At 63.8% G+C, this 22,777-nt stretch carries 18 protein-coding genes; 14 read left to right on the top strand and 4 right to left on the bottom strand.

From position 1 onward, the window contains the following. Nucleotides 1–25 precede the first annotated feature (25 nt). The 4 genes from FVP33_RS15150 to FVP33_RS15135 form a co-directional block, all read right to left on the bottom strand. On the bottom strand, nucleotides 26–1,447 hold the full coding sequence (locus FVP33_RS15150; RefSeq protein ID WP_222706745.1) for an ABC transporter substrate-binding protein: 1,422 nt from the start codon (nucleotides 1,445–1,447) through the stop codon (nucleotides 26–28). 142 nt (nucleotides 1,448–1,589) lie between these two features. Next, nucleotides 1,590–2,330: a carbohydrate ABC transporter permease gene (locus FVP33_RS15145; RefSeq protein WP_222706744.1), complete on the bottom strand. Its 741-nt coding sequence runs from the start codon at nucleotides 2,328–2,330 to the stop codon at nucleotides 1,590–1,592. A gap of 89 nt (nucleotides 2,331–2,419) precedes the next feature. After that, nucleotides 2,420–3,490: a carbohydrate ABC transporter permease gene (locus FVP33_RS15140; RefSeq protein WP_222706743.1), complete on the bottom strand. Its 1,071-nt coding sequence runs from the start codon at nucleotides 3,488–3,490 to the stop codon at nucleotides 2,420–2,422. An 11-nt stretch (nucleotides 3,491–3,501) separates the two neighbouring features. Continuing rightward, complete coding sequence (locus tag FVP33_RS15135; RefSeq protein WP_484140799.1) at nucleotides 3,502–6,684, bottom strand: family 78 glycoside hydrolase catalytic domain; 3,183 nt, start codon at nucleotides 6,682–6,684, stop codon at nucleotides 3,502–3,504. 186 nt (nucleotides 6,685–6,870) lie between these two features. On the opposite strand from FVP33_RS15135, the gene FVP33_RS15130 reads away from it, so the two are divergent. The 14 genes from FVP33_RS15130 to FVP33_RS15065 all read left to right on the top strand — a co-directional run bounded on the left by FVP33_RS15130 (nucleotide 6,871) and on the right by FVP33_RS15065 (nucleotide 22,776). Continuing rightward, nucleotides 6,871–7,878 carry a LacI family DNA-binding transcriptional regulator gene (locus tag FVP33_RS15130; protein ID WP_147784506.1) on the top strand — a complete coding sequence of 336 codons (1,008 nt, stop codon included), beginning with the start codon at nucleotides 6,871–6,873 and terminating at the stop codon, nucleotides 7,876–7,878. A gap of 404 nt (nucleotides 7,879–8,282) precedes the next feature. After that, nucleotides 8,283–11,396 (top strand): family 78 glycoside hydrolase catalytic domain, encoded by a 3,114-nt coding sequence (locus tag FVP33_RS15125; RefSeq protein ID WP_147784505.1) that lies wholly within the window; start codon nucleotides 8,283–8,285, stop codon nucleotides 11,394–11,396. A gap of 46 nt (nucleotides 11,397–11,442) precedes the next feature. After that, complete coding sequence (locus FVP33_RS15120) at nucleotides 11,443–12,510, top strand: LLM class flavin-dependent oxidoreductase (RefSeq protein WP_187270741.1); 1,068 nt, start codon at nucleotides 11,443–11,445, stop codon at nucleotides 12,508–12,510. Nucleotides 12,511–12,611: 101 nt separating this feature from the next. After that, entirely contained in the window at nucleotides 12,612–13,826 is a 1,215-nt protein-coding gene (locus FVP33_RS15115; protein WP_147784503.1) for a Gfo/Idh/MocA family protein, read from the top strand. Beyond that, nucleotides 13,823–14,314, top strand: a complete 492-nt coding sequence (locus FVP33_RS15110; protein WP_187270740.1) for a VOC family protein — start codon at nucleotides 13,823–13,825, stop codon at nucleotides 14,312–14,314. Before FVP33_RS15115 ends, FVP33_RS15110 begins: the two co-directional genes overlap by 4 nt. Beyond that, nucleotides 14,311–15,447, top strand: coding sequence for a mandelate racemase/muconate lactonizing enzyme family protein (locus tag FVP33_RS15105; RefSeq protein ID WP_147784501.1), 1,137 nt, complete (start codon nucleotides 14,311–14,313; stop codon nucleotides 15,445–15,447). The genes FVP33_RS15110 and FVP33_RS15105 overlap by 4 nt, the downstream gene beginning before the upstream one ends. Next, entirely contained in the window at nucleotides 15,444–16,496 is a 1,053-nt protein-coding gene (locus FVP33_RS15100) for an NAD(P)-dependent oxidoreductase (protein ID WP_147784500.1), read from the top strand. Before FVP33_RS15105 ends, FVP33_RS15100 begins: the two co-directional genes overlap by 4 nt. Nucleotide 16,497: 1 nt before the next feature. Further along, complete coding sequence (locus FVP33_RS15095) at nucleotides 16,498–17,403, top strand: amidohydrolase family protein (RefSeq protein WP_147784499.1); 906 nt, start codon at nucleotides 16,498–16,500, stop codon at nucleotides 17,401–17,403. Nucleotides 17,404–17,410: 7 nt separating this feature from the next. Further along, nucleotides 17,411–17,707 carry a putative quinol monooxygenase gene (locus FVP33_RS15090; RefSeq protein WP_147784498.1) on the top strand — a complete coding sequence of 99 codons (297 nt, stop codon included), beginning with the start codon at nucleotides 17,411–17,413 and terminating at the stop codon, nucleotides 17,705–17,707. Then, nucleotides 17,704–18,714 carry a fumarylacetoacetate hydrolase family protein gene (locus tag FVP33_RS15085; RefSeq protein ID WP_147784497.1) on the top strand — a complete coding sequence of 337 codons (1,011 nt, stop codon included), beginning with the start codon at nucleotides 17,704–17,706 and terminating at the stop codon, nucleotides 18,712–18,714. Before FVP33_RS15090 ends, FVP33_RS15085 begins: the two co-directional genes overlap by 4 nt. After that, nucleotides 18,711–19,682: an aldehyde dehydrogenase family protein gene (locus FVP33_RS15080; RefSeq protein WP_222706742.1), complete on the top strand. Its 972-nt coding sequence runs from the start codon at nucleotides 18,711–18,713 to the stop codon at nucleotides 19,680–19,682. The genes FVP33_RS15085 and FVP33_RS15080 overlap by 4 nt, the downstream gene beginning before the upstream one ends. A 16-nt stretch (nucleotides 19,683–19,698) precedes the next feature. After that, on the top strand, nucleotides 19,699–21,003 hold the full coding sequence (locus FVP33_RS15075) for an extracellular solute-binding protein (protein ID WP_187270738.1): 1,305 nt from the start codon (nucleotides 19,699–19,701) through the stop codon (nucleotides 21,001–21,003). Nucleotides 21,004–21,010: 7 nt separating this feature from the next. Beyond that, nucleotides 21,011–21,955, top strand: a complete 945-nt coding sequence (locus FVP33_RS15070) for a carbohydrate ABC transporter permease (RefSeq protein WP_147784495.1) — start codon at nucleotides 21,011–21,013, stop codon at nucleotides 21,953–21,955. After that, nucleotides 21,952–22,776 (top strand): carbohydrate ABC transporter permease, encoded by an 825-nt coding sequence (locus FVP33_RS15065; RefSeq protein WP_147784494.1) that lies wholly within the window; start codon nucleotides 21,952–21,954, stop codon nucleotides 22,774–22,776. The genes FVP33_RS15070 and FVP33_RS15065 overlap by 4 nt, the downstream gene beginning before the upstream one ends. Nucleotide 22,777: the final 1 nt, after the last annotated feature.

Below are 22,777 nucleotides of genomic sequence, written 5' to 3'. Positions count from 1 at the left end.
TGCACGAAACGCTATTCTGTGCGTACTACTTCGTCGCCCAGCTCTCGGTCCACTTGGCTTGCGTCGCCTGCTCTTTGGACCACGCCACGGCATTTGACTGGAATTGGGCCAACGTATCTTTTAGCTTGGTTGTCCCGAGGAGGTAGCCCTCGTACTTGTTCTGGGCGGCGATCGCCGCGGGGGCACCGAACAGCCCGCCGTTCTGGCCGAAGAGGGAGAGGGTTGCCCAGGGTCCGCTGTTCAACGCGTCGAGTCCAGGGGGTGCCTTGAGTGCAGTGATCGCCGGGATTCCGCCCGTCTTGTCCAGCCAGGTCTGCACCTTGGGGCTGGACATGTACTCCAGCAAGGTGATCGCCGCATCCCGTTGCTTGCCCTTGATGTATGCCGGAATCATGTAGGCCGTTCCGCCGTTGTTGACACCAAACTGCGCTGGCGTGCCGGTCGCGACCGTCGAGTCACTCGTGGAGACCTCAGGGAAGGGCAGCGTGCCGTATTTGAAGTTCGCCGTTGCGAGACTGGTAGAAGCGAAGTTCGTTCCCCAGGCCATCGCCGCTTTGCCGCCGGGGAAGTCCGTTCCTCCGGTGAAGGCACCCTGCGACTGGATTCCCGACCAGTTCGGTGTCGCGCAGTCGTCGTAGAACGACTTGAGAACCTTGAGCGTCTCAGCGACGCCCGGGTCGGTCTCGAGATTGAGCTCACCGGTGAGGTAAGCGTGTGCCACGCTCTTTTTCGTTACCGGGGTGCTCGTGCCCGCCGTGCCGTCAGAGCCGAACTGATTGAGGCTAGCGAGCTCGGAATTGAGCAGCATGGAGCCCAGCGCGGTCACCGTCCAACCCACCGGCAGGTTTCCGCTGTCGGTTGCGAGCGGCGCGTAGCCAGCCTTCTTAAGCACGCCACAGGCCTTGGTGAACCCGTCGAAAGTTGAGAGACTCGAGACATCCACTCCGACCTTGACGAGGATGTCCTTGTTGTAGTAGATGCCGACCGAGACCAGATTGAACGGAATCGACTCGTAGTTGCCTGCCGGATTCTTACCCAGACCGTTCGGGCCTCCGAAGTACTTCCCGTTGAAGTCGTCGATCCAGGAGGTTCCCGTAGAGGAGAAAGGGTTCTTCTTCTGCAGGTAACTGTCGAGCGAAAGGACCTGGTCTGGCGTGTGTGTGGTCTGGTTGAAGATCAACTCTGGCGCTGTGCCCGCCGTCAGCTGTGCGGCAGAGGTTGCCGCCCATGAGCTAAGCGGCAACACGTTTGTCTTCAACGTGATGTTGGGATTGTCCTTTTCGAAGTTGGCGACCAACTGGTCCCACGCGGGGCCGAATGTCTTCGTGTCGCTCGTGAACTGGTTGGGGCCGGAGAGGGTGATCGTCACCTTCCCTGCCGCGTTCGCCGACGGCGCGCACCCGGCGAGGGCGGCGGCGGTCAACGCAGCGGCAGTCGCGACCGCCAAAAGGCGAACCCGTCTCGTTCGCAACGTCTTCGTTGTGACTGGCATACTTCCTCATTTCTTCATGCAGTTTGAGAACTGTGTGGTAAATCGTTTCATTCACGGCCAAGAGTTGGCCGTCCGATTGCTCAGGTTCGAGCGCGGCTCAGTGGGCGCCGGGAACACCGCCCTGTACCCCGGCAAGAAAGTACTTCGACAAAAATGTAAAGAGCAGGATGAGGGGCAGGCTTGCGAGCAAATACCCGGCCATGAGCGGTCCGTAGTCTGTCGCATTCTGGCCCTGGAAGAACTGCAAGCCCACCGATACGGTGCGCAAGCTGTCGTCAGAGATCACAAGTAGCGGCCAAAAGAAGTCGTTCCACACACTGCTTACCGTGATCAGCGCGATCGTTCCGAGCACGGGCAGGGACAGGGGAAGCATGATCGACCGATACATTCGAGTTCCGCTTGCCCCGTCGATGCGTGCGGCATCGAAGAGTGTCTGTGGAATGCCTTCGACGAAATTGCGCATCAGGATCGTGCCGAGGACTACACCGCCGGTTGTGTAGGGGACGACCAGGACAACGTAGGTGTTGAGCAGTCCCAAATCTTTCATGATGATGAAGAGGGGGATGAGGTTCGCCAACCCCGGCACCATCATGAGCACGAGGACAGCGCCATAGATGAAACTTCTGCCGGCGAATCGGTACCGCGCGAGTACGAACCCGGAGATCGACGTGATCAACAGGATTAGGACGATTGACATCAACGCAACGACGGCGGTGTTGAACAGGTACGGCGCGATCTGATTCCAGGCTTCCGAGTAGTTTTCAAGGTGCAGCGGAAATGAGATTTGCCAGAAACTATCTGCGAACTGCTGGTTCGTTTTGAGCGAAGTGATGATCATGAATAGGTATGGCGCGAGTGAGACAGTGACCAAGACGATCAGAACTGTTTTCAACCCGATCTGGCGTGATCCTCTGGACCGCAAAGTCATCACATCGCACCCCCGTCGGTCGTTGCCGATCCGCGCCTGCGGGCGGTTGCGACAACGGCGCTGATCGCGATGGTGATAATGAACAGGGTCGTGGACAGGGCCGCTGAAGCACCCCAGTCACCGCCCTGGAACGCCACGTTGATCATCCTGAGGATCGGGACCATCGTCGCGTTGTCTGGCCCCCCTCCGGTCAGGACATACGCGACGAAGCCGTACTGAAGCGTTGAGACAATCGCGAGAAACAGCAGGATGCGAACCTGGCTTGCCATCAGCGGAAGATCGATCTGCCAGAACCTCGCGAGTCGCCCCACGCCGTCGAGCTGCGCTGCCTCAAGTACCTCGGTCGGAATGTTCTGCAGGCTCGAGTAGAAGATCAGGAAGGGCAAGCCGGCGATAAAGGGGAAGCCGACGAAGAGCAATGAGAGCAACGCGGTGCTGCTCTGCCCCGTCCAATTCTGCGCCAACCCGCTGAGCCCAATCGCTTTGAGGGTCTGGTTGATCACACCATCATTTGGACTGTAGAAGAAGCCCCAAACGAGGGCGGTGACCACACCCGGGAACGCCATCGGGATGATGAGGAGCGTGCGCATGGCGAACTGCCAGCGTGCGTTCTTCAGAGAGATGAGCAGCTCCGCGGCGAACAGCGGAAAGATCCAGGAGACTACCCCGAACGCGAAGATGAAGCCGAGATTCCTGAACGATGACCACCAAATTCCGTCGCTGAGCATCGTGACGTAGTTGCCAAATCCGATGAAGGTCGACACCCCGGCCGGCTGCCAGTGGAAGAACGACCAGAAAATGGCCGAGAGAGCCGGGTAGTACGCGAAGTACCCGATGATGAGCGCCAGGGGCAGGAGAGCCAGATAGGCCCACCAACGAAAGGCCCGCCTGCGCGGAGTCCGCTCCCGTTTTTCCGGCCCGACCAACGGTGATGCCATGCGGGGCTTAGCGTCAAGCGTTACCACCAAGTTCATCGCCTCACCATCGAGATTGCAGGAATAAAACGTTTCACCATGTTGACTCATGTCCTTGCCAAATGTCAAGTTGATCTCATGGATAAATCGATTCATTTTTTCCCGCCTCACCATGTCCGCGACACCGTGCTGAATCCGATTTCACCGAGATGAAATCCCGCACGGATGCCGCTCTCGATCGGATAGAGGGCAAGCGCGTTGTTCGGGGGGTCTTCGCCATACTCCAAACCGACTTCGATCGAGACAACCTCGATGCTCTCGTCTAGCCCGGCCGTATCGATCGCGACCCTATTCCACCCCGCCGGCCAGCCCTGCGACGAGCTCCGCCGCGTTTCCTCATTGCTGAGCTTGAGCAGGAGGAAAGGCGTTGCGATCCGATCCGGCCCCTCGATGCACTGATCGATCAGCGCGTAGAAGAACATGGCTCCTGCAACAGGGATGGGGGCGCTCAGGTTGACCGTCACCGTCGGGGCGACATCGGCCGCACCGTGAACCGCACCGACCACCTTGAGCACAGCGTGGTCGGGCTGCTCGTGCGGAATTGGCATGCACTTGAGCGTTGGAAGCGTCTCGAGCGTGGGATTGCCCCGTCCTGGCACAATCTCCGACTCGCTGAGGAGAGTACGTGAGCCAACCACATCCGCGGACACTGGAGCAATGAACGAACGGGACCGCGGCGTCACTTCCCCTGGTGGCATCGAAGGGCTGGCTACCAGTGCCTCGACCTCGACCGCGTGCTTGCCGGTCGCAAGGATGACATCCGCCTGGCCGGCGATTGCCAGCGTGCACTCGCTGCCGGGGGGCACTGTGACCTCGACACGCGCCAGCGACGCGACTCGCGAATAGCTGATCACGACCTCGCCACGGACGGTTTCGGTCCGAAGCTCAAGTCGTGTTACGCCGTCAATGAACTGTGGTGCGACCCGAAATCTCGTGTACCCGGGCGCGGTGGGCCGGAGCCCGGCGAGCCCTTCCCACGCCCAGGCGGCAAAGGGGCCGCCCAACCCAACATGATTGAGCGATCCCGTGCCAGTGTTGGTCGGATCGATCCACCAGCATTCCCAGAACGTGCCGGGACCGGAACTCAGCATCGCACCGACACCTGGTTCCGCGGTTTGCAGAAGGATGTCGAAGATCACTTGGGATCTCCCCAACTTCGTGAGCGCCCTAACCACGCTGCGGGTCGTGGCGAAGCCGCTCGACACCCGGTTGCCCCGCTCCCGGATGAGGCCGACGAGGCGCGCTCCTGCCTCATGTGCCTCTCGGCCGGTGAGGATTCCTGACTCAACCGCGATGGCGTACGACCCCTGCGAGCCATTGCCAAACGTTCCCGTCACCGGGTCGAAGAACATGCGGCGGGCGGAGGCGCGCAGACCGTCGGCGGCCGCGCGACGATGTGCCGCGGCATCCGGTTCCCCTATTGCCTCTTCGAGATCGGCGAGTGCCAGCAGGCATTCGATCACTGCAGCGGTGTGATGAATGGGAGGCGGCGTCTGCTCGAGCGCAAGCCAGTCGTGACCGTAGCTGATTGTCGAGCGCGAGATGATGCCGTCGTCATCAGCGCAGCCCAGTTGAAAATCTGCCCATCTGCGCAGCGCCGGGAGCGCTCGTCGCACTAGCCGGGCGTCTCCGTAGTGGAGCAGATGACCGTGCAGCATCCTATGCAGGGCCGAACCCCACACCGGGTCGGATGGCATGCGGACCGAGTGCAGGTCGGGGGCTATTGCCGGCAGCTGTCCATCTGTCCGCTGGCTCGTCTCGAGATCCGCGATCCACTTGTCGAGAAAGGTTGCGCTATCGAAGGCCGCGAGTTCATATTCGGCGACAGACGCCGCGTCCCCCGTCCAGGCCGCCTGTTCGCGGGTCGGACAGTCTTCTGGAACACCGTGGACGTTGTTCAGGAGCGTCCTTCTCGCCGTGGTCAGCAGGCGATCGATCGTCGGGCTGTCGGTCGAAATGGACCCCGACGAGGCAAGGTCCGTATGCATCGCGTACGCCGCGACGCCCACGTGCACGTCATCGGGAAGACCCCACACCTCCAGATAGCGGAAGCCGAAGTATGCGAACCACGGTTCGTGCGTTTCTCCTACGGCACCTCCGGAGACGTACTCGACCACCTGGCGTTCACGCCCGTGGTCGTACGGCATCGTGAGGTTCGTCGTGTCAATGTGGCCGTCGGAGCCGATGTGCTCGCCGTGCTGCACCCGAATGACAGTCCCTACTGGCAGCTTTTCCAGCAGGGTGAGCTTCGATCGCCCCGCGATATTCACACCAACGTCGAAGAGCCGGGAACCCGCTGAACGTGCGATTTCCGATGGAACGAATGTTTGGACTGCACGCAGCCGCGGGGTCGGATCTGATGAAACATCCAGAGGCGGAGTCGTGGCAGACGTCGGCAACACCTTCGGCTCGAGGACGACGGGAGCAGAGAGCGTGGTCAACCCTGTCGCGGACGCGATCGGGTCGTGGCGCTCGAGGTAGAACGGCTCGTCGACCGCGACCTCCGACCTGCTCACTTCGGAGTCCACTCCGGGCACGACGCGGGTTATCGAGCCATCGTCGTGCCAGATCACCAGCTCGGCGAGCAGCCGAGGGGACTCGGCCGTGCGCGCCCACTCTCCTAGGCCGACGACGAAAGTGAGTGTGTTCTCCCCCGCGCTGAGGGATTCGAGGACGTCATAGGTTCTGAAGAGGGCCCGCACGAAGTCAGTTCTCGTCGGATCCATCCTGTCGGGATTGACCGCGGCCCCGTTCGCCCAGGCGCGCACAACCCCCTGGCCAGTGAGGTAGAGCCGGGCCCTGGCAACGGGACGCAACAGGCGAAACGGAGTCACGACCCGGGCGAGATGGGCGACCGACAGCCATCGCGCCTGCCAATCCGAATAGTCGAACGGACCGGTCTCCAGGGTCGAGCCGGCCCACTGCGACCACTGCCGGCCGCGGTCCGCCACCCGCACTCGCCACTGATAAACCGAATGGGGGGACAGCTCACGGTCGACGACCACCTCGGCGGTGCTTGACGCGACTGTTCCCGAGCACCAAACCAGTTCGCCCGAGGCATCATGCACCTCGACCTCGTATGCCGACGTGCCCAGAAGGCCGAACCGTGGATCAACTTTCCACCCGAGCATCGGCGTGCTCGACGCGACGGTCGCGACGTCCTTCTCACCAGTCGCTCGCACTGCAGACTGTCTGTCCGCCACGAGTCCATAGGGTGAGTTGACACGGTGACGGCCGATGGCATTCGACGCCGCGCGATCGAGGGAGCCAATGTCGCTCGGTCGAATCATTTCTGGTGATGTCCTCATCAATTGACGCCATTGTCAGCGTGCGCTGCATGCGGTGAAACGTATCACAGTTGATGGCCACTCTGGATGCCCGGCTCGCAGTCCAATCAGTGCTAGAAGTTTGAGTAAACGATATGATCGGGTCACTATGACGGCCGTTCGGGTCGCACTAATCAGGAGAGCGGTACAGTGGTCAGCATTCGGGATGTGGCATCGCGTGCGAATGTGTCCATCGGCACAGTCTCGAAGTATCTGAATACCCCGCACCGGGTGGCGCCCGACACGAAAAAACGCATCGGCAAGGCAATCAAGGACCTCGGCTACATGCGCAACGAGGCAGCCCGACAGCTCCGCGCGGGTGAGAGCAAAACGCTGGCGTTCGTCGCACTCGAGCTGAACAACCCCTTCTTCGGGGACGTCGCTGACGCCATGGAACGGCGCGCCGCCCAGAACGGGCTCTTCCTCTTCATCGTCAGCAGCAATGGCAGCCCAGAACGGGAGGGCCAATACATCGAAATGTTCGCCCAACAGCGGGTTTACGGAGTGATCCTGGCCTCGGGGATGACCCGGCAACGCGAACTCGACTTGCTGTTCACGCGGCGAATCCCGACGGTTCTCGTCGACGCGTACGGCAAGACCGATCGTTTCTCTTCGACATCCGTTGACGACTTCCTCGGAGCGGAGCGGGCCGTCACGCATCTGATCGAACAAGGATGTCGGTCGATAGCTTTCATCGGGGGCGAGGTCCAAATCCATCAAATCGCTGAGCGACTTCGCGGCGCCCGTGCCGCGGTCGACGCGCATTCCGGTGTCCGGCTCACGATCATCCCCACCGTCGAGCGCTCCGTCCGCGCTGGGCTCGCTGCGGGCGAGCACCTGCTCAGCAAGGGGCGACAGGATCTGCCCGACGGCATTTTCGCCGCGAACGACTCGCTGGCTATAGGAATCATGCAGGCGATATCTGCGGGCTCGGACATCCGCATCCCAGAGGACATCGCCGTTGTCGGTTACGACGACATCGACTTCGCCGCGTCTGCGGCGGTACCGTTGTCGACGGTCCGTCGGCCACGGGAGGTCTTCGGACGAAGCGCCGTGGATCTGGTGAGGGACCAGGCGGAGTCGGCGGAGCCGCTGCCGGTGCGAAGCATCGTCATCCAGCCAGAGCTGATCGTTCGCCAGAGTTCGCGGCGGACCTAGCACTACAGTCGCGCTTGTTCTCGATTCGTCGGCGTGGTTCTTGCGCTCGGCATGGGTCCGTGTTGCGACCCCGAACAGCATCCGGTTCGTAGGGGTACAGCCGCGCTCGCTGGCTGCGCCGTGCCCGCAAGGGACGATTCCGACCGGAATTGCGGCACAGCGCGCTGACCGGCTTGACGGATGCGACGCGACCATCATAGAGTCGGCACTGCGATTCTTAAAACGATTCAATCGCACTCGACGAGGAGGTCTCCCGCTGTGTCGATGAGCCCCACCGCTACCGGGCCGGCTGTTCTCGAGCTTTGTAACGTCGCCCAGCCCTCGTGAATCCCCTCCCTCAAGAGGCTCCTGCCCCCGTCAGGCTGCGAGCAGACGCGCTCCCGCCATCCACCGGGGGCTCTCGGATGCTCAGCATCGTCTCTGTCGACAGCCCGCGACTGTCGTGGGTGGTGCCTCTGACCAGGACGGGCCTGCAGCAATCCGGGTATCAGGTCGTGGCGTCGACTCAGGATCGCCCGGAAACATCCCCCGACGTCTGGGACAGCGGAATGGTCGACTCGGTCGAAAACTCCGGCGTTGTCTGGGGCGGCAGGCCGATCCCGCCCCACTCTCGCATTTTTTGGACGGTGCGGATTCGGGATGACCGCGGAACGATCTCCGACTGGGCACCGGTCGTTCCCCTCGACAGTGCCGCGTACTCCCTCGCGGACTGGAACGCCGAGTGGATCGCTCCCCCGCCCACTCATTCCGCCAGCATTGACGTATGCCCCGAGACCTCCTCGGCGGTGGCTTCGGCCCGCGTCTCGATCGCCGGCTGGGGGCCGGCGCGGATCTCGATCGACGGAACCGCGGTCGGCCCTGACGAACTCGACCCCACCGACTCGTCGCTATCGCGCGCCACCGCGAGGACCTATGACGTGACCGACCTGGTTGTCGCCTCGCATGGTCCGTTCGTGCTGTCGGTCGTCGCATCCCTCGGTCACTACAGGCTCGTGCTCGATCGCCCACGGGTGCTGGCCGAGCTGCGCGTCTCGTTTGCAGACGGCACGGAGCTCGTCGTCGGCACATCCCGCGACTGGACAAGCACTCCGACCAGCCTGGCCGTGGATGAACCGTTCTATCTCGAAGAGCACGACGCGGGTGCCGTGCAACCGAGCGCCGTGCGTACTCCGCTGGAGGTGGTCCCTCATGACGCTTCACCGGCCTCCCCCTCGATCGTGGTTCCGAACGTCGGGCCGCCGGTACGCGTCGTACGAACTGTCATCGGGTCGCTGATCGGGCGACCGACTCTCGGCATCCGCGTATTCGACCTGGGCGAAAACGTCTCCGCGCGCGTAGAACTCAGGCTCGACGGCGTGAGCGTCGGTCAACGGATCACCTCCGTCCAGGGCGAGAAGCTCACCCCTGGCGGCCGGGTAGACACCACCAATATCCGTCTGCCAGACGACAGCCACCGCGAACGCCAGGTCTTCGCCGTCGTCTGCGACTCAGAGCACGTCGAAGCGACCCCATGGTTCGCAGTGCATGGCTTCCGATACGTCGAGGTCGCGGGACTCGACGACGCGGCGACGGTCGCGGTGTCCGCACGCGTCCTGCACTCCGACGTTGAACGGGTGGGCACCCTGACGACAAGCGTCGAAGAACTCGACCGCCTGGTCGATTACGCCGTGCGCACCCAGCTCAACAACACACACGGGCTCCCAGAGGACTGCCCCACCCGGGAGCAAGGCGGGTGGACGGGGGATGCCTCGGTCTCCGCCGAGGCGGCACTTTCTCACCTCGACATGGCTGGCGTGTACCGCAACTGGCTCGCGGACGTCGCACTGGACGCGAAAACTGATGGCGGCATCCTCGGCATCTCGCCGCAGCTCCAGGGTGCATTCGGCGAGCAGCCGCCGGACCCCGTCTGGGGGTCGGTCATCACAGAGATCCCGTGGCAGCTCTGGCGCACCACCGGGGATGCCTGGCAGATCGAACCGCTTCTTCCCACGATGCGGCGATGGGCTGACTGGCAACTCGGAACACTCGTCGACGGAGTGGTCAGGAATGCCGCCATCAGCTACGGCGCCGACTGGCTCGCCCTCGAACAGACGCCCCCCGTGCTTCTTCAGACCGGCGCCGTCGTGGTTTCGCTGCGCGCCCTGGGCGACATCGAGGAGGCTGTCGGCAATGCGCAGGCTGCGGCGACGCGACGTTCGCAAGCGGATGCCGTCATCGCGCGGGCGAAAGAGCAATTGCGAGATCCCGTCGAAGGCACCTGGGGCAACGACTCCCAAGGGTCCAGCGCGGTGGCGCTGGTCGCGGGGCTCGCCGACCCGTTGGACATCCCAGGACTGCGCGCTCGCCTGGCGGCGGCTGTGCACGCCAGGGGCGATCGACTTGCGAGCGGATTCGCCGCGACGAAGGCTGTCGTTCGCGCACTCGCCGACGCGGATGGCGGCTCGAGCCTGCTCGCCGCGGTGCGTCAAACCGAGCAGCCCGGAATCGGCGCGATGCTCATCGACGGACCAGGTACTTTCTGGGAGACCTGGTGGATCGACAACGACAACATCGGGGTAGCCTCGCTCGATCACATCGGTCTCGCGGCGCCGTTTGCCGCCTGGGTGTGGCGGGATGTCGCAGGCCTCCGCCTGCTCGAACCGGGATTCCGGCGGTTCGCTCTCGACCCGCGACTGCTGTCGGCCGTAACGAGTTCACAGTTCAGTCGAGAGACGGCACGCGGCACGATCACGGCGTCGTGGCATCTGGCCGATGGCGTCTACCGGGCCGAACTCACCGTGCCCGTTGGCAGCATCGCCGAGGTCACCTGCCCGGGCGCGAACGCGGTCATGCTCGACGACCGACCCGCCAGGACACAGACGGATGACTCTGGCCGGAGATTCGTCATCGTGGGTTCCGGGGAGCATGCAGTGACGGTCGAATATCGCGCGACCGCTGTGGCACCGGTCGTGGCGCGGCCACCGAAGAAGCGAGCGGATGTCGGAGAGGTGTGGCTCTCCGACGGCAACTCCAGCCGGTGGACGACGGTGAACCGCGAAACCACGGTGTCCGTTGCGGACACCGATCTCATCTGCACTCCCGTCTTTCACGAACCCATAGCCGCGCCGACGCTGGACGTCAGCATTCCCGACTTCGCTGCGGGCGAGACGGAGTGGCTCGTTCTCGAGCAGGACGGGCCGCTCGATCTCTCCGAGGCGTCCTTCGCCTTCGCGAGTTTCGATGTCGACAACTCGGGGATCGTCGGGCGGGCGGTGCGCGTCGCGATGCGACTCACGAGCGTTGACGGCGAGCATCGTGAGTCGGTCGCGCGGCCGCTTCCGATCGCCTGGAATCGCGTGGCTGTCGAGCTCGACGGCTGGGAGGGGCGATCGAGAGTGGTCGAAGTCATGGTCGGAATCCGTTGGACGGACGAGTTCGATACGGCGCTGGGGCCACCCGTGCCGCTGCCGCCGGTTCCACGACGATTCTCCTTCCGCGTCGGTCGAATCGGTTGGACCAGTGCGCCGCGAACCTGGTGATCTCGACCCCAGATCACGATCCACAACGTTTCAGAAAGAGGGTGCCATGACCACCATTGACCCGGACCGCAGCACGCAGTCCCTTCGGCTGGGACTGGCTGCTCCCCTGTTCGCCGCCCCCGGCATCCCGGCCATGCGCACCCCCAGCCTCGAGAAGCTCGATTGGCCCCAGACGCTCGAAGCCATCCGCTCTGCCGAGGCGCTCGGTTACGACTCCGTCTGGTTTTCTGACCACCTCTTTCATGGGCGCGATGGCGAGTTCCTCGAGAGTTGGACGACTCTCGCCGCGGCAGCAGGCGCCACGACACGCATCCGGCTTGTCAACAATCACCTCGGAATCGGCTTTCGGGCTGCCCCGCTCATCGCAAAGATGGCAGCGACAGTCGACGTGATCGCGGACGGCCGCTTCGAGCTCTTCATCTCGCACGGGATGCGCGAGCGGGAGCACACGAGCTACGGATTCGACTGGTTGCCGGATGAAGACCGCCGGATCGCGAGACTCGCGGAGGCCACCGACGTTATTCGCGCATTGTGGACGGGCCGGCCCGTCGACCACGCTGGCGTGTATTACCGGCTGGAGGGCGCGCTGAGTACGCCTGTGCCCGCCCACGACGTTCCCATCTGGCTCGGTGGGCCTCTCAGCGATTCGGCCGTGCGGTTGATCACAGCGAGTGCGGACGGCTGGAACGCACTGCCTGCCTCCCTCACCGAATACGCGGCTCAGGCCGCCCGCATCGACCTGGCGTGCCAGGCGATCGGGCGGGATCCAGCGACGCTCCGGCGTAGCCTCGAAACCCAGGTGCTCGTGCTCGACGACGCGTCCGGCTGGGACGGCTGGATGACGCGGTGGGCCGAGTTGCGGGATCGTGCGCCGCTCGGATTTGCGACCTCGGACATGTTTCCGAACGGAACCGCCATCGATGATCCCGATGCCTTCACGACATCCTGCCTGGACAACTTCATTATCGGGACACGGGACGAGGTGGCGACGAAGCTCGCCGCCTATCGCGCACTCGGCGTCGATGAGGTCGTGTGCTGGTTCATGGACTGGCCGCTCGGGGACTCGCTACGTACCCTCGCCGAGGATGTTCGGCCGATGCTGTCCGGCACGTGACTCGCACCCGATGACGTCTGGCCGATAATCCATCTTCCGTAGCGAAGTCGAAACGTTTCAGATACGATCGTGCATCATCGACATTCGCAAGGAGGCGTTCGGTGCGAAGGCTCGGCGTAGCTCTCGTGGGGGCGGGCTTCATGGGCACTCGCCATGTGCACGGCTACGCGGCACTTCACTCGTCCGGAGTGTCGAAGGCAGACGTCGTTGCGATACTGGATCTGGATCGGCAGACAGCTGAGCGCGCGGCCGACGAGGCCGAGCGCCTGCTCGGGCACCGACCGAGCGTGTACACCGAGTTGGCTGCACTCCTCCGCGACCCGGCGGTCGAGGCCATCGACATCGTCACCGACCCGAGAACTCATCACTCCATCGCGATTGAGGCGATGGAGGCAGGCCGACACGTCCTGTGCGAAAAGCCGCTCGCACTCACCGTCCGCACTGCCCTGGCGATGATCGACACCGCCGAGCGCACCGGCATGACTCTCGCCACCGGCGAGAACTACCGGCGCGGCGGCGCGAACCGTCTCGCCAGGTCCGTGCTCGATGCCGGACTTCTCGGCACCGTTCATCTCATGCGTGAAGTACGCGTCGGAGGCGACAGCAACGTCATCATCAGCAAGTGGCGACACCTGAAAGCGAGCGGCGCTATCGGGCTCGACATGGCCATCCACTATGCCGACATCATCGAATACCTGCTCGGTCCGGTCGAGCGGGTGTGGGGCAGGGGCATCATCGCGGAGCCACTGCGCTTCCCGGCCGATGGCGGCGATGCGATAGTGGCGGATGGCGAGGACTCGATTCTCGCCTCGCTGCGCACACGCTCGAATGTGGACGTGCAACTCGCCTATCTGCCGTCTGGCCCCGGCATCCACTTCAGCGAACGCACGGTGCACGGCACGCGAGGATCGATGTCGATTCCGCCCGACCGCACGGACGGTGACGTCGTCGTCACCCTGGGCGACCGCGTGCTCACCGGCGCGGCACTGGCCGAGGCCGTCGGGGATCACCTGCGGCTCTCTGAGGCGACCATCGCGGTGCTCGGTCCGGACGGAACGGGCGGCAAGGGGGCGCCGTGGTCGGTCGTGGACTCCGGCTACCTCGCCGTCGAGATCGATGACTTCGCCAATGCGGTGCTGTCGAGGCGCGCGCCGGAGGTGGACGGGACGGGTGGCCTGCGTGCCCTTGCTGTCGTGCTCGCCATCCTGGAATCCGGCATGGCCGGCCGCGAGATCACGGTCGACGAGGTGCTCGACGGAACGGTGCACGCCTACCAGGACTCCATCGACCAGGCGCTGGCTGCGAGCGCGCGGTGAGCGAGCGATTGCGATTCCACCAGACCGCGTTCGTGGTGCGTGACCTCGACGCCGCAGTGCGCCACTGGGCCGACGACCTGGGGATCGGGCCCTGGCGAGTGTGGACGATGCAGCCGCCCCACCTCCTGGACGCGGTTTATCACGGCACCGCGGTGCCCTGTGCCTTCAGGCACGCGCTCGCGATGTCGGGCGAGCTGCAGTTCGAACTCGTCCAGCCCATCGATGGCCCGAGTATCTTCGCCGACCAGCTCGACGCGACCGGGGAGGGCTTCAATCACGTCGGAGCCGTCGTCGATGATCACCAGGCCGCCGTTGCCGACCTCGTCGAACGCGGGTTCGCACTCCTCCAAAGCGGCCGGTTCGGTGCAAGCGCAGACGGTCGGTTCGCCTACTTGCAGCGACCGGGAATCTCGATGATCGTCGAACTCATCCGTCCGCCGAGCGAGCGATTCGCCCCCGACTACATCTACCCGGCGGGGCTATCGTGACCGAATCCATGCGCATTGCCGAGGTCGAGACCTTCGCGTCCAACACCTCCGTCTTCGTGCGCCTCACCACCGAGTCTGGCCTGACCGGCATCGGCGAGTCGACCGCTTTCGCGTTCCCGCTCGCCGTCGTCGAAGTGCTGAAAGCGATCAGCGGCTACCTGGTGGGCGCCGACGGAATGGATGTCGAAGCCCACTGGCTGCGCATATACCGTGCACTGGGCTGGCGCGGCATCACCCTGGGGGGCGCGATCAGCGCGATCGACCAGGCACTCTGGGACCTGCGCGGCAAGCGCTTCGAGGAGCCGGTGTGGCAGTTGCTCGGCGGCCGTTCGCGCAAGGGTGTTCGCGCCATGAAGGTGGTGCAGACAGGAACCACCGACGAGGTCGTTGCCGCCTCGGTCGCAGCCCAGCAGGCCGGCTATACGGCGATCAAGGTGCTGCTCTTCCAACCCGAGCACCACGGCATGCGGCATGCCGAGCGCACCGCCGACCTCGTGGAGCGTTTCGGCGCCATCCGGGACGCTGTCGGTGATCGAATGGATATCGGCATCGAACTGCACAGGAACATGCAGCCAGGCAACTCCATCGCCCTGATCACAGAACTCGCCAGGTTCCGGCCACTCTTCGTCGAGGATCCGATCCCGCCCGACAGTGCAATCGCGTTCGGCGAGGTGTCGGCGAAGGTGACCGTTCCGATGGCTGCCGGGGAACGCAACACCACGATTTACGAGTTCCGGGAGTACATCGAGAATGCCGGGATCTCGTTCATTCGCCCCGACGTCGGCATCGCCGGCGGATTCACTCACGTGCGCAAGATCTGCGCGATGGCGGAGGCGCACCACATCGGCGTCATTCCACATTGCGTGCCATCCGGTCCGGTCGCGACTATGGCGCACGTGCATCTGGGGATCACGATTCCGAACTGGGAGGTGCAGGAACATGTTGAACAGGATGTTGAGCCGGTCCTGTCGATGGTGAATAGGATCACACCGCTGGTTGACGGCTATCTCTATCCCATCGACGCCCCCGGCCTCGGGATGGAGCTGAATGATGCGGCGCTGGTGGGTGCTCGCGTCGGCGTCTTTGCCATCTCCCCTGCTCTGCGTGAGGACGGATCGGTGGCATACCGATGACCGCGGAGCTCAAGGTCGGAATCGCCTGTCACCCCGGCCTCCGCGACCACTACATCAGCCAGGGCGACCTCACCCGCCTCGGCACGATCGCCGAAATCAGTTTCGCCGACTTCGAGGCGCCAGGCGACCCTTGGGGGCAGATCCCGGTCGTCCCCGAGCTCGACGATCGCCTCGCAGAATTCGCCTCAGACAAAGACGTCCTCCTCGTCTTCCACGGCGCCCCGCGCGTGACCTCACGCGTCTTTGCCGCCGCGCCGAACCTCAGGCTCGTCGGCGACATCGAGGGTGATCGGTTCGCCGGCCGCATCGATGTTGCCGCTGCGCGTGCCGCCGGCGTGCTGGTCGTGGACACCACCCATGCGTCGTCGTGGCCGGTCGCCGAGTGGGCGCTTGCCCTGATGCTGATAGGGCTGCGCCAGAATGCGCGCTTTCGCGAGATCATCGCAGGTCACGACATGAGCCAGAGCGAATATCGCACGAGGCCTCCCGGCCGGGAGCTCACGGGCAAGACGGTCGGCCTGATCGGGTTCGGTCACATCGGCTGGCGCCTGCGCGAATTCCTCGCACCGTTCGAGTGCCCGATCATCGCCTATGACCCGTACGCGCCCCGCGAGCTCGCAGATGCGCAACGCGTCGATTTCGCCTCGCTTGCGACGGTGATGGGGCGGGACGTCGTGGTCTGTCTCGCTCCCGCGACCCCGCACACCACGGGGATGATCGGCGAGGCCGAGTTGGCCCTGCTCCGCGAGGGTGCGGTGTTCGTCAATGTCTCGCGGGGCAGCGTCGTGGATGTCCGGGCTTTGATAGCGCGAGCGCAGCAGGGCGACACGTGGTTTGGCCTTGACGCGCACGACCCGGAGCCTCTCGCCGTCGACTCTCCGCTACGGGGGATGTCGAACGTGTTCCTCTCGGCACATATCGCCGGGGTGACCGTTGAAGCACAGCCGCGGTTCTTCGCTCTCATGGTGGACGAGTTGGAGCGTCTCTCCGCCGGCATCGAGCCGCGCGCGCAGATCACCGATCGCGTCGTTGCCGGCCGTGGGAACTGAGATGCTCTTCGATGCACACTGCCACGCCTGGCGCCGCTGGCCGTATGACACCGCGGTGCCCGATCCGGAGACACGCGGCAGCATCGAGGCACTGCTGTACGAGATGGACACGCACGACGTCGAACGTGCCGCGGTGGTGTGTGCCCGCATCGGTGGCGGCGCCGGCGGCGCTGGCTTTGCCAACGACGACAACAACGACTACGTCGCGCGGTTCGCCGCGGCGCATCCCGACCGCATCACGCCGTGGGTTGATGTGGACTGCCTGTGGCGCGAAGAGCATCACAGCCCGGGTGCCGCCGACCGTCTGCGTGCCGAGATCGAGCGCACCGGCGCCGGCGGGTTCACCCACTATGTGACGCCCGATGCCAACGACGGCTGGCTCGCATCCGATGACGCTGGTGAGTTCTTTCGATTCGCCGCCGACTCGGGACTCATCGCCTCCCTCGCGCTCTCGGCCGCCTGGTTCGGCGACCTTCGACCCGTCGCCGCCGCGAACCCCGGGCTGCCTGTGCTCATCCATCACATGTCGCATCCGTCGTCGGCGGTAGAGTTCGATGCCCTCGTGGCTCTCGGCGATCTGCCGAACGTCGGTGTCAAGATCTCGGGCTTCAACTACAACGCTTCTGAACACTGGGAGTTTCCGTATCCGGAGGCCCAGGAGATCTTCCGCGCAATTGTGGACGGCTTCGGTTCCGAGCGGCTCTATTGGGGCAGCGACTTCCCTGCCTCCCGCGACCATCTCACCTACCGACAGTCGATCGAAGCCGTGCTCTCGCACGCCGACTTCCTCTCGCCAGGCCAGCTCGCGGGCATCATGGGCGACAACCTCGCGACGCTCGTCGCGGAGCCGCGGCTCACCACCCTTATCGACAACGACCCCAACCAGCACCACCCAACGAGAAAGTGACCGCAGCATGACTTCAGCCCTGATCGCCCGCTACTACGTAGTACCAGGCAACGCCCCACGTGTCGAAGAAACCCTCCGCAAAATGGCCGAGCGCGTAAAGGCGGACGAGCCAGCGTGCCTGCTGTACAACGCGAACGTCGACCCCGAGAACGAGAACCTGTACTGCCTGTATGAGGTGTACGAGAACGAGGATGCGGTTGCAGCGCACCGGGAAACCCCGCACTTCGCAGAATTCATCGAAGGCATCATCGTGCCACTGCTCGAGAAGCGGGAGCGTGAACTGTACCGCCAGGTGATCGGATGAAGCTCGTCTCATTCGAGACAGCTGGCCACCATGGCAGGGTCGCCCATCTCGGCGCGCTGGTGACTGGCGACGCCGACACCGGCGAACTCGTGGATCTGGGTGCCGCGACCCGAGCTCTGCTGGCCGCGGAACATATCGCTGACGAGGGTGCGCGGCGAATCGCCGCCGCCCTCGTACCGAGCTCTCTTCTCGGTTTCATCGAGGGCGGAGCCAGGTCACGCGGCCTGGCCGACGAGGCGCTCGCCACCGCCCTCGAGCGCGGCTGGGACCGCGATCCACACGGCGCACGCATCCGCTACGACGCGAGCGAGATCACCCATCTCCCCGCGATCAGCGATCCGCCTCTTCTGCGCGACTTCATGGCCTTCGAAGAGCACCTCCTCAACGTCTTCCCGAAGCTCGGACGCGAGATACCGGATGAGTGGTATCGCCGCCCGGTCTACTACAAAGGCAACCCCTCCGCCGTCGGCGCCCACGAGCAGGACGTGGCCATTCCGACCTATGCCGATCGGCTGGATCTCGAGTTCGAGTTCGCCGCGATCATCGGGCGCGCGGGGGTCGATATCCCCGAAGAGGATGCTCTTTCTTATATCTTCGGGTACACCGTCTACGACGACTTCTCCGCACGAGACATCCAGGAGGCTGAGATGACGGTGGGCCTCGGCCCGGCAAAGGGCAAGGACTTCCTGGGGGCCCATGTGCTCGGGCCTGTCGTCGTGACGGCGGATGAGCTTGGAGACCCGTACGCCCTCAGGATGACCGCGTTCGTGAACGGCGTGAACTGGACCGACGGCTCGAGCGCCGACATGCATTGGAAATTCGAGCAGATGATCGCCTACGCCTCCCGCGACGAACTGGTACGGGTGGGTGAGGTATTCGGCTCTGGCACGGTCGGCCACGGTTCAGGCGTCGAGCAGAGCAAGTGGCTGGAACCCGGCGATGTTGTCGAACTCACGGTCGAGGGGATCGGAACGCTGCGCAATCGCGTCGTGGCGACGCAGGCATGACACGGATGCTGCGAGACCCGCAAGTTCGAAACCTTTCATTTACGGGGTCGACGGAGGTGGGGCGGCTGCTCCTCAAACAGGCGTCGGACCGGGTGATCCGCACCTCGATGGAACTCGGAGGCAATGGTCCGTTCATCGTGCTCGACGACGCGGATCTCGATAGGGCTGTCGCCGGTGCGATGATCGCGAAACTCCGAAATGGCGGTGCGGCAGGTACCGCAGCGAATCGCTTTTACGTGTCTCGATCCATAGCCGACGAGTTCGCCAGGCGACTCTCCGTGGCGATGGCGAGCATCCGGATGGCTCCGGGATTGACCGCCGGCGCCGGCCTCGGCGCCAGCGTCTCGATCGCAGAACACGACAAGATCGCGAGCCTCGTGGATGCGTCTATCGTCCACGGAGCAGTGGTTCTCGCGGGCGGCGTAAGACCCGCCGGAGTGGGCGCCTTCTGCCCCGCAACCGTTCTAACTCTTGACGCGGACAACCCGATCTTGACCCTGGACATCTTCGGTCCGGTCGCTCCCGTTGTCGCCGTCGCCTCGGATGATGAGGCGATCGCCTTGGCGAACGTCTGGGAGTTCGGCCCGATCTCGTACCTGTTCTCCAGCGATCTGGCCCGGTATGCGAGGAGCAAAATCGCTGGAGTCCGGCACGGTCGCCGTGAACAAGGGCGTGATCTCCGACCCGGCCGCGCCCTTCGGCGGGTACATGCAGAGCGGCCTGGGGAGGAAGGGTGGATTCGCGGGAATCCACGAGTTTCTCGAGAGCGAATTCATCCGCGTCCACATCTGATCGATCGCCGAAGGAGGGCAAATCCGGCAGACAGCCTCGAAATCGTCGTTGACATCGGAAGGGAGGGGTGCAACACTCGGAATGAACTGAAACGTATCAATGCTTCATCCATCCGAGCGCAATCACTCGGGAACGGGATCGACCCCGATCCCACTTCTGCAATCACAACGACGTAACAGGAGGGTTGACATAGTGGTCACCAAAAAACGCCTCTTCGGGCGGATCGCAGCACTATCCGTCGCGACAGTCCTAGCAGCAAGCCTCGCGGCTTGCAGCAGCAGCGGCGGCAGCAACACGGACGCCAAGGCCGGCAAGAACATCCTCATCGGGATGAACTCTGGTCTGGTTCCGCAGTTCGAACGCTACGCCAAGGAGTTCGAGAAGACCCACAAGGGTTTCACCGTCACCGTGAAGGCGGTGCCTGACGCTCAGCCGGATTACATCCAGCAGCTCGTCACCCAGGGGCTCAGCAAGTCCCTGCCCGACATCATCTTCAACTACGACTCGCTGAACCAGACGCTCAACTCGAACCACCTGCTCTACGACATCAAGCCGTGGCTCGACTCCGGTCACGACGGCCTGAAGGGTTCGGGCTTCATTCCGGCCTTCCTCGACCAGTACAAGGTGGGCAAAACCATCACCGGTATCCCGGTGAGTGCCGACACCGGCATCGTCACGATCCACACGGCGCTCTTCGAGAAGTACGGTGTACCCGTGCCGACGAAAGACTGGACCCTCGACGACATGTACGCCTCGGCCAAGGCGATCACCGAGAAGTCGGGCGGAAAGGTGTTCGGGATCAAGACCCCGGTCGGCGACGGCAGCCCCGTCTTCACCTTCTATCCGGTGCTGAAGGCCCTCGGCAGCAACCTGTACGACCCGGCCACGAAGAAGTTCACCTTCGCGAACGAGGGCGGCATCGAGGCCTGGACGAAGATCCTCGCCCCGTACACCGACAAGTTCGGCTCACCGTACTCGCTCGCTACCAATAACACCCTCCTCGAGAGCGGGCAGGTCGCCATGGGAGTCGGCTCGACGGCTGGTGTTGCGGGGCTCCGCGAGAAGATCAAAGATGCGTGGGACATCCTCCCGATGCCGAAGCTGAACGGCAAGTCGACCACCGGTGGTGGCTCGTACTCGCTCTCCATCAGTGCAAAGTCGGACAACAAGGAGGGCGCCTACCAGTTCATGGCATGGTTCTTCTCCACCAAGGGCGGCATGACGACCGCGCAGCCCGATGGCGTCATCCCCGCGACAACGGATGGCATCGCTAACGGAAAGTGGCTGACGGAGGCCGCCCCGGTCCCGGCGAGCTTCGTCGCGACGATCAAGGCGTCCGTTCCGAACGCGATTCTTCCGAACGCGATCCCGGATGCCGTGCAGCCGAAGGTCGTACCCGCCCTGCAGACCGCTATGCAGCAGGTAGTGCTGAAGGGCATGTCGATCAAAGAGGCGTACACCGCCGCGCAGGACGAACTCAACGGACTGTTGAAGTAATAGACCCTTGACCGCTCTAGAGACCAAAAGGAGTGCCGGCGCTCTGCGCCGGCACTCCCGGTCACAACTTCGTGCCAAGACCAAATACCGCGCAGCGGATGCCGCGTCGGCCTGGCTGCTGCTCGCTCCGGCGCTCGTCCTCTTCATTCTCTTCATCATCATCCCCACCATCGTCGGCGTCGGGCTGAGCTTCTACGAGTGGAACTTCTTCGACACCCCCTCATTCATCGGCCTCGCAAACTTCGCGAAGTTCGCCGCCGATTCAGCAGCGTGGAACTCTCTCGGAGTCACCCTGCTCTTCGTGCTCCTCGGGGTCGTTCCCACCATCGCCCTCGGGTTCATGCTGGCCGTTCTGATCAACGCCAACATGCCAGGCGTCGGTGTCCTCCGGGTTCTCTACTTCGTGCCGGTCGTACTCTCGGTGGCAGTCTCCGCGGTGCTCTGGGCATTCATCTACGACTCGCGGCAGGGGCCGATCGGCGCCCTGCTGCGCCTGCTCGGGTTGCCGCCGATCGACATCCTCCACACCGACACGCTGGCCTTACCCGCCCTGGTTGTGATGATGGTCTGGCTCGCCCTGCCCATTGTGATCATTCTGTATCTGGCCGGCCTGCAGCGCGTGCCCGAAGACATCTATTCGGCCGCCGCCCTCGACGGCGCAGGACCGTGGCGCACGCTGTGGTCGATCACCTGGCCGAACGTGGCATCCACGACCTTCGTGGTGGCGATTCTTGAAATCGTCAACTACGTGGCCAGCTCTCTCGACGTCTCCCTGATCATGACGAACGGTGGACCACTCGGCGCGACGACCGCTCTCAGCCTGTACGCGTACCGGCAGGCATTCTCCAATCAGGATGTCGGCTACGCCAGCGTGCTCTCCGTGGTCCAGATGGTCATCATCGTCGCTGTCATCGGCCTCGGCCGCCTCATCACCAGGAGATTCTCACGATGAGACATACCCGTCTGCGCATCGGCCGCTACTCGACGATCATCCTGCTCGGCCTCATCATCGCCTTCCCGATGCTCTACCTGCTGTCGGGTTCCCTCATGTCGTTCAACGACATCGCTCAGTACCCACCGCGGCTGTTCCCGACCACCCCGATCTGGGACAACTTCGCCCAGGCCTGGAGCTACCTCACCCCGCGCACGATCTTCAACACGTTCGCTTTCGTTGGCAGCGTTCTGCTCATTCAGTTGGCCATCTGCCTGCCGGCGGGGTTCGCGCTGTCGAAGATCAAGTTCCGCGGCTCGAAGATCGTGTTCGGGCTGTTCCTGGTCCCCGTCCTGCTGCCGACCAACCTGCTGCTGATTCCGACCTTCGTCGTGACCCTGCAGCTGGGGCTCGTCGGCAACTTCTTCGGACTGGTTCTTCCGATCGCCGGGCAGGCTTCGGTGGGAGTGCTGCTGTTCCGACAGTTCTTCTCGACGCTCCCCGACGGCCTGATCGAGGCCGCTCGCATCGATGGAGCGGGCTGGTTCCGGACATTCTTCAGCATTGCGCTTCCCCTGGCGAGACCGATCGTCGCGGCGTACTCGGTTGTGACGTTTCTCACCGCCTGGAACCTCTATATCTGGCCGCTGCTCGTCGCCCCGGGAGAGCAGACCAGGGTGCTGACCCTCGCGCTCGCTCCGCTCGCCACCACCCAGTTCTCCAATATCTCGCCCTCCGTCGGATTTGCCGCAGCCGTCATCGCCATGGTGCCCGTGCTGGTCGTTTTCGTCGTGTTCCAGAAGTGGTTCACCCGCGGCATCACCGGCACCGGCCTAGAGTAGG

The organism is Lacisediminihabitans profunda (genome assembly GCF_008040105.1).
GTDB classification, from domain to species: Bacteria; Actinomycetota; Actinomycetes; order Actinomycetales; family Microbacteriaceae; genus Lacisediminihabitans; species Lacisediminihabitans profunda.
Note: the sequence above shows the minus strand (reverse complement) of the source record. Positions and strands in the feature narration are given on the sequence as shown.

Coding starts and splice junctions, on each gene's coding strand:
- FVP33_RS15145 (WP_222706744.1), bottom strand. CDS start 2,330: ATGATCATCACTTCGCTCAAAACGAACCAGCAGTTCGCAGATAGTTTC.
- FVP33_RS15140 (WP_222706743.1), bottom strand. CDS start 3,490: ATGAATCGATTTATCCATGAGATCAACTTGACATTTGGCAAGGACATG.
- FVP33_RS15135 (WP_484140799.1), bottom strand. CDS start 6,684: ATGATTCGACCGAGCGACATTGGCTCCCTCGATCGCGCGGCGTCGAAT.
- FVP33_RS15125 (WP_147784505.1), top strand. CDS start 8,283: ATGCTCAGCATCGTCTCTGTCGACAGCCCGCGACTGTCGTGGGTGGTG.
- FVP33_RS15120 (WP_187270741.1), top strand. CDS start 11,443: ATGACCACCATTGACCCGGACCGCAGCACGCAGTCCCTTCGGCTGGGA.
- FVP33_RS15100 (WP_147784500.1), top strand. CDS start 15,444: ATGACCGCGGAGCTCAAGGTCGGAATCGCCTGTCACCCCGGCCTCCGC.
- FVP33_RS15095 (WP_147784499.1), top strand. CDS start 16,498: ATGCTCTTCGATGCACACTGCCACGCCTGGCGCCGCTGGCCGTATGAC.
- FVP33_RS15090 (WP_147784498.1), top strand. CDS start 17,411: ATGACTTCAGCCCTGATCGCCCGCTACTACGTAGTACCAGGCAACGCC.
- FVP33_RS15085 (WP_147784497.1), top strand. CDS start 17,704: ATGAAGCTCGTCTCATTCGAGACAGCTGGCCACCATGGCAGGGTCGCC.
- FVP33_RS15080 (WP_222706742.1), top strand. CDS start 18,711: ATGACACGGATGCTGCGAGACCCGCAAGTTCGAAACCTTTCATTTACG.
- FVP33_RS15065 (WP_147784494.1), top strand. CDS start 21,952: ATGAGACATACCCGTCTGCGCATCGGCCGCTACTCGACGATCATCCTG.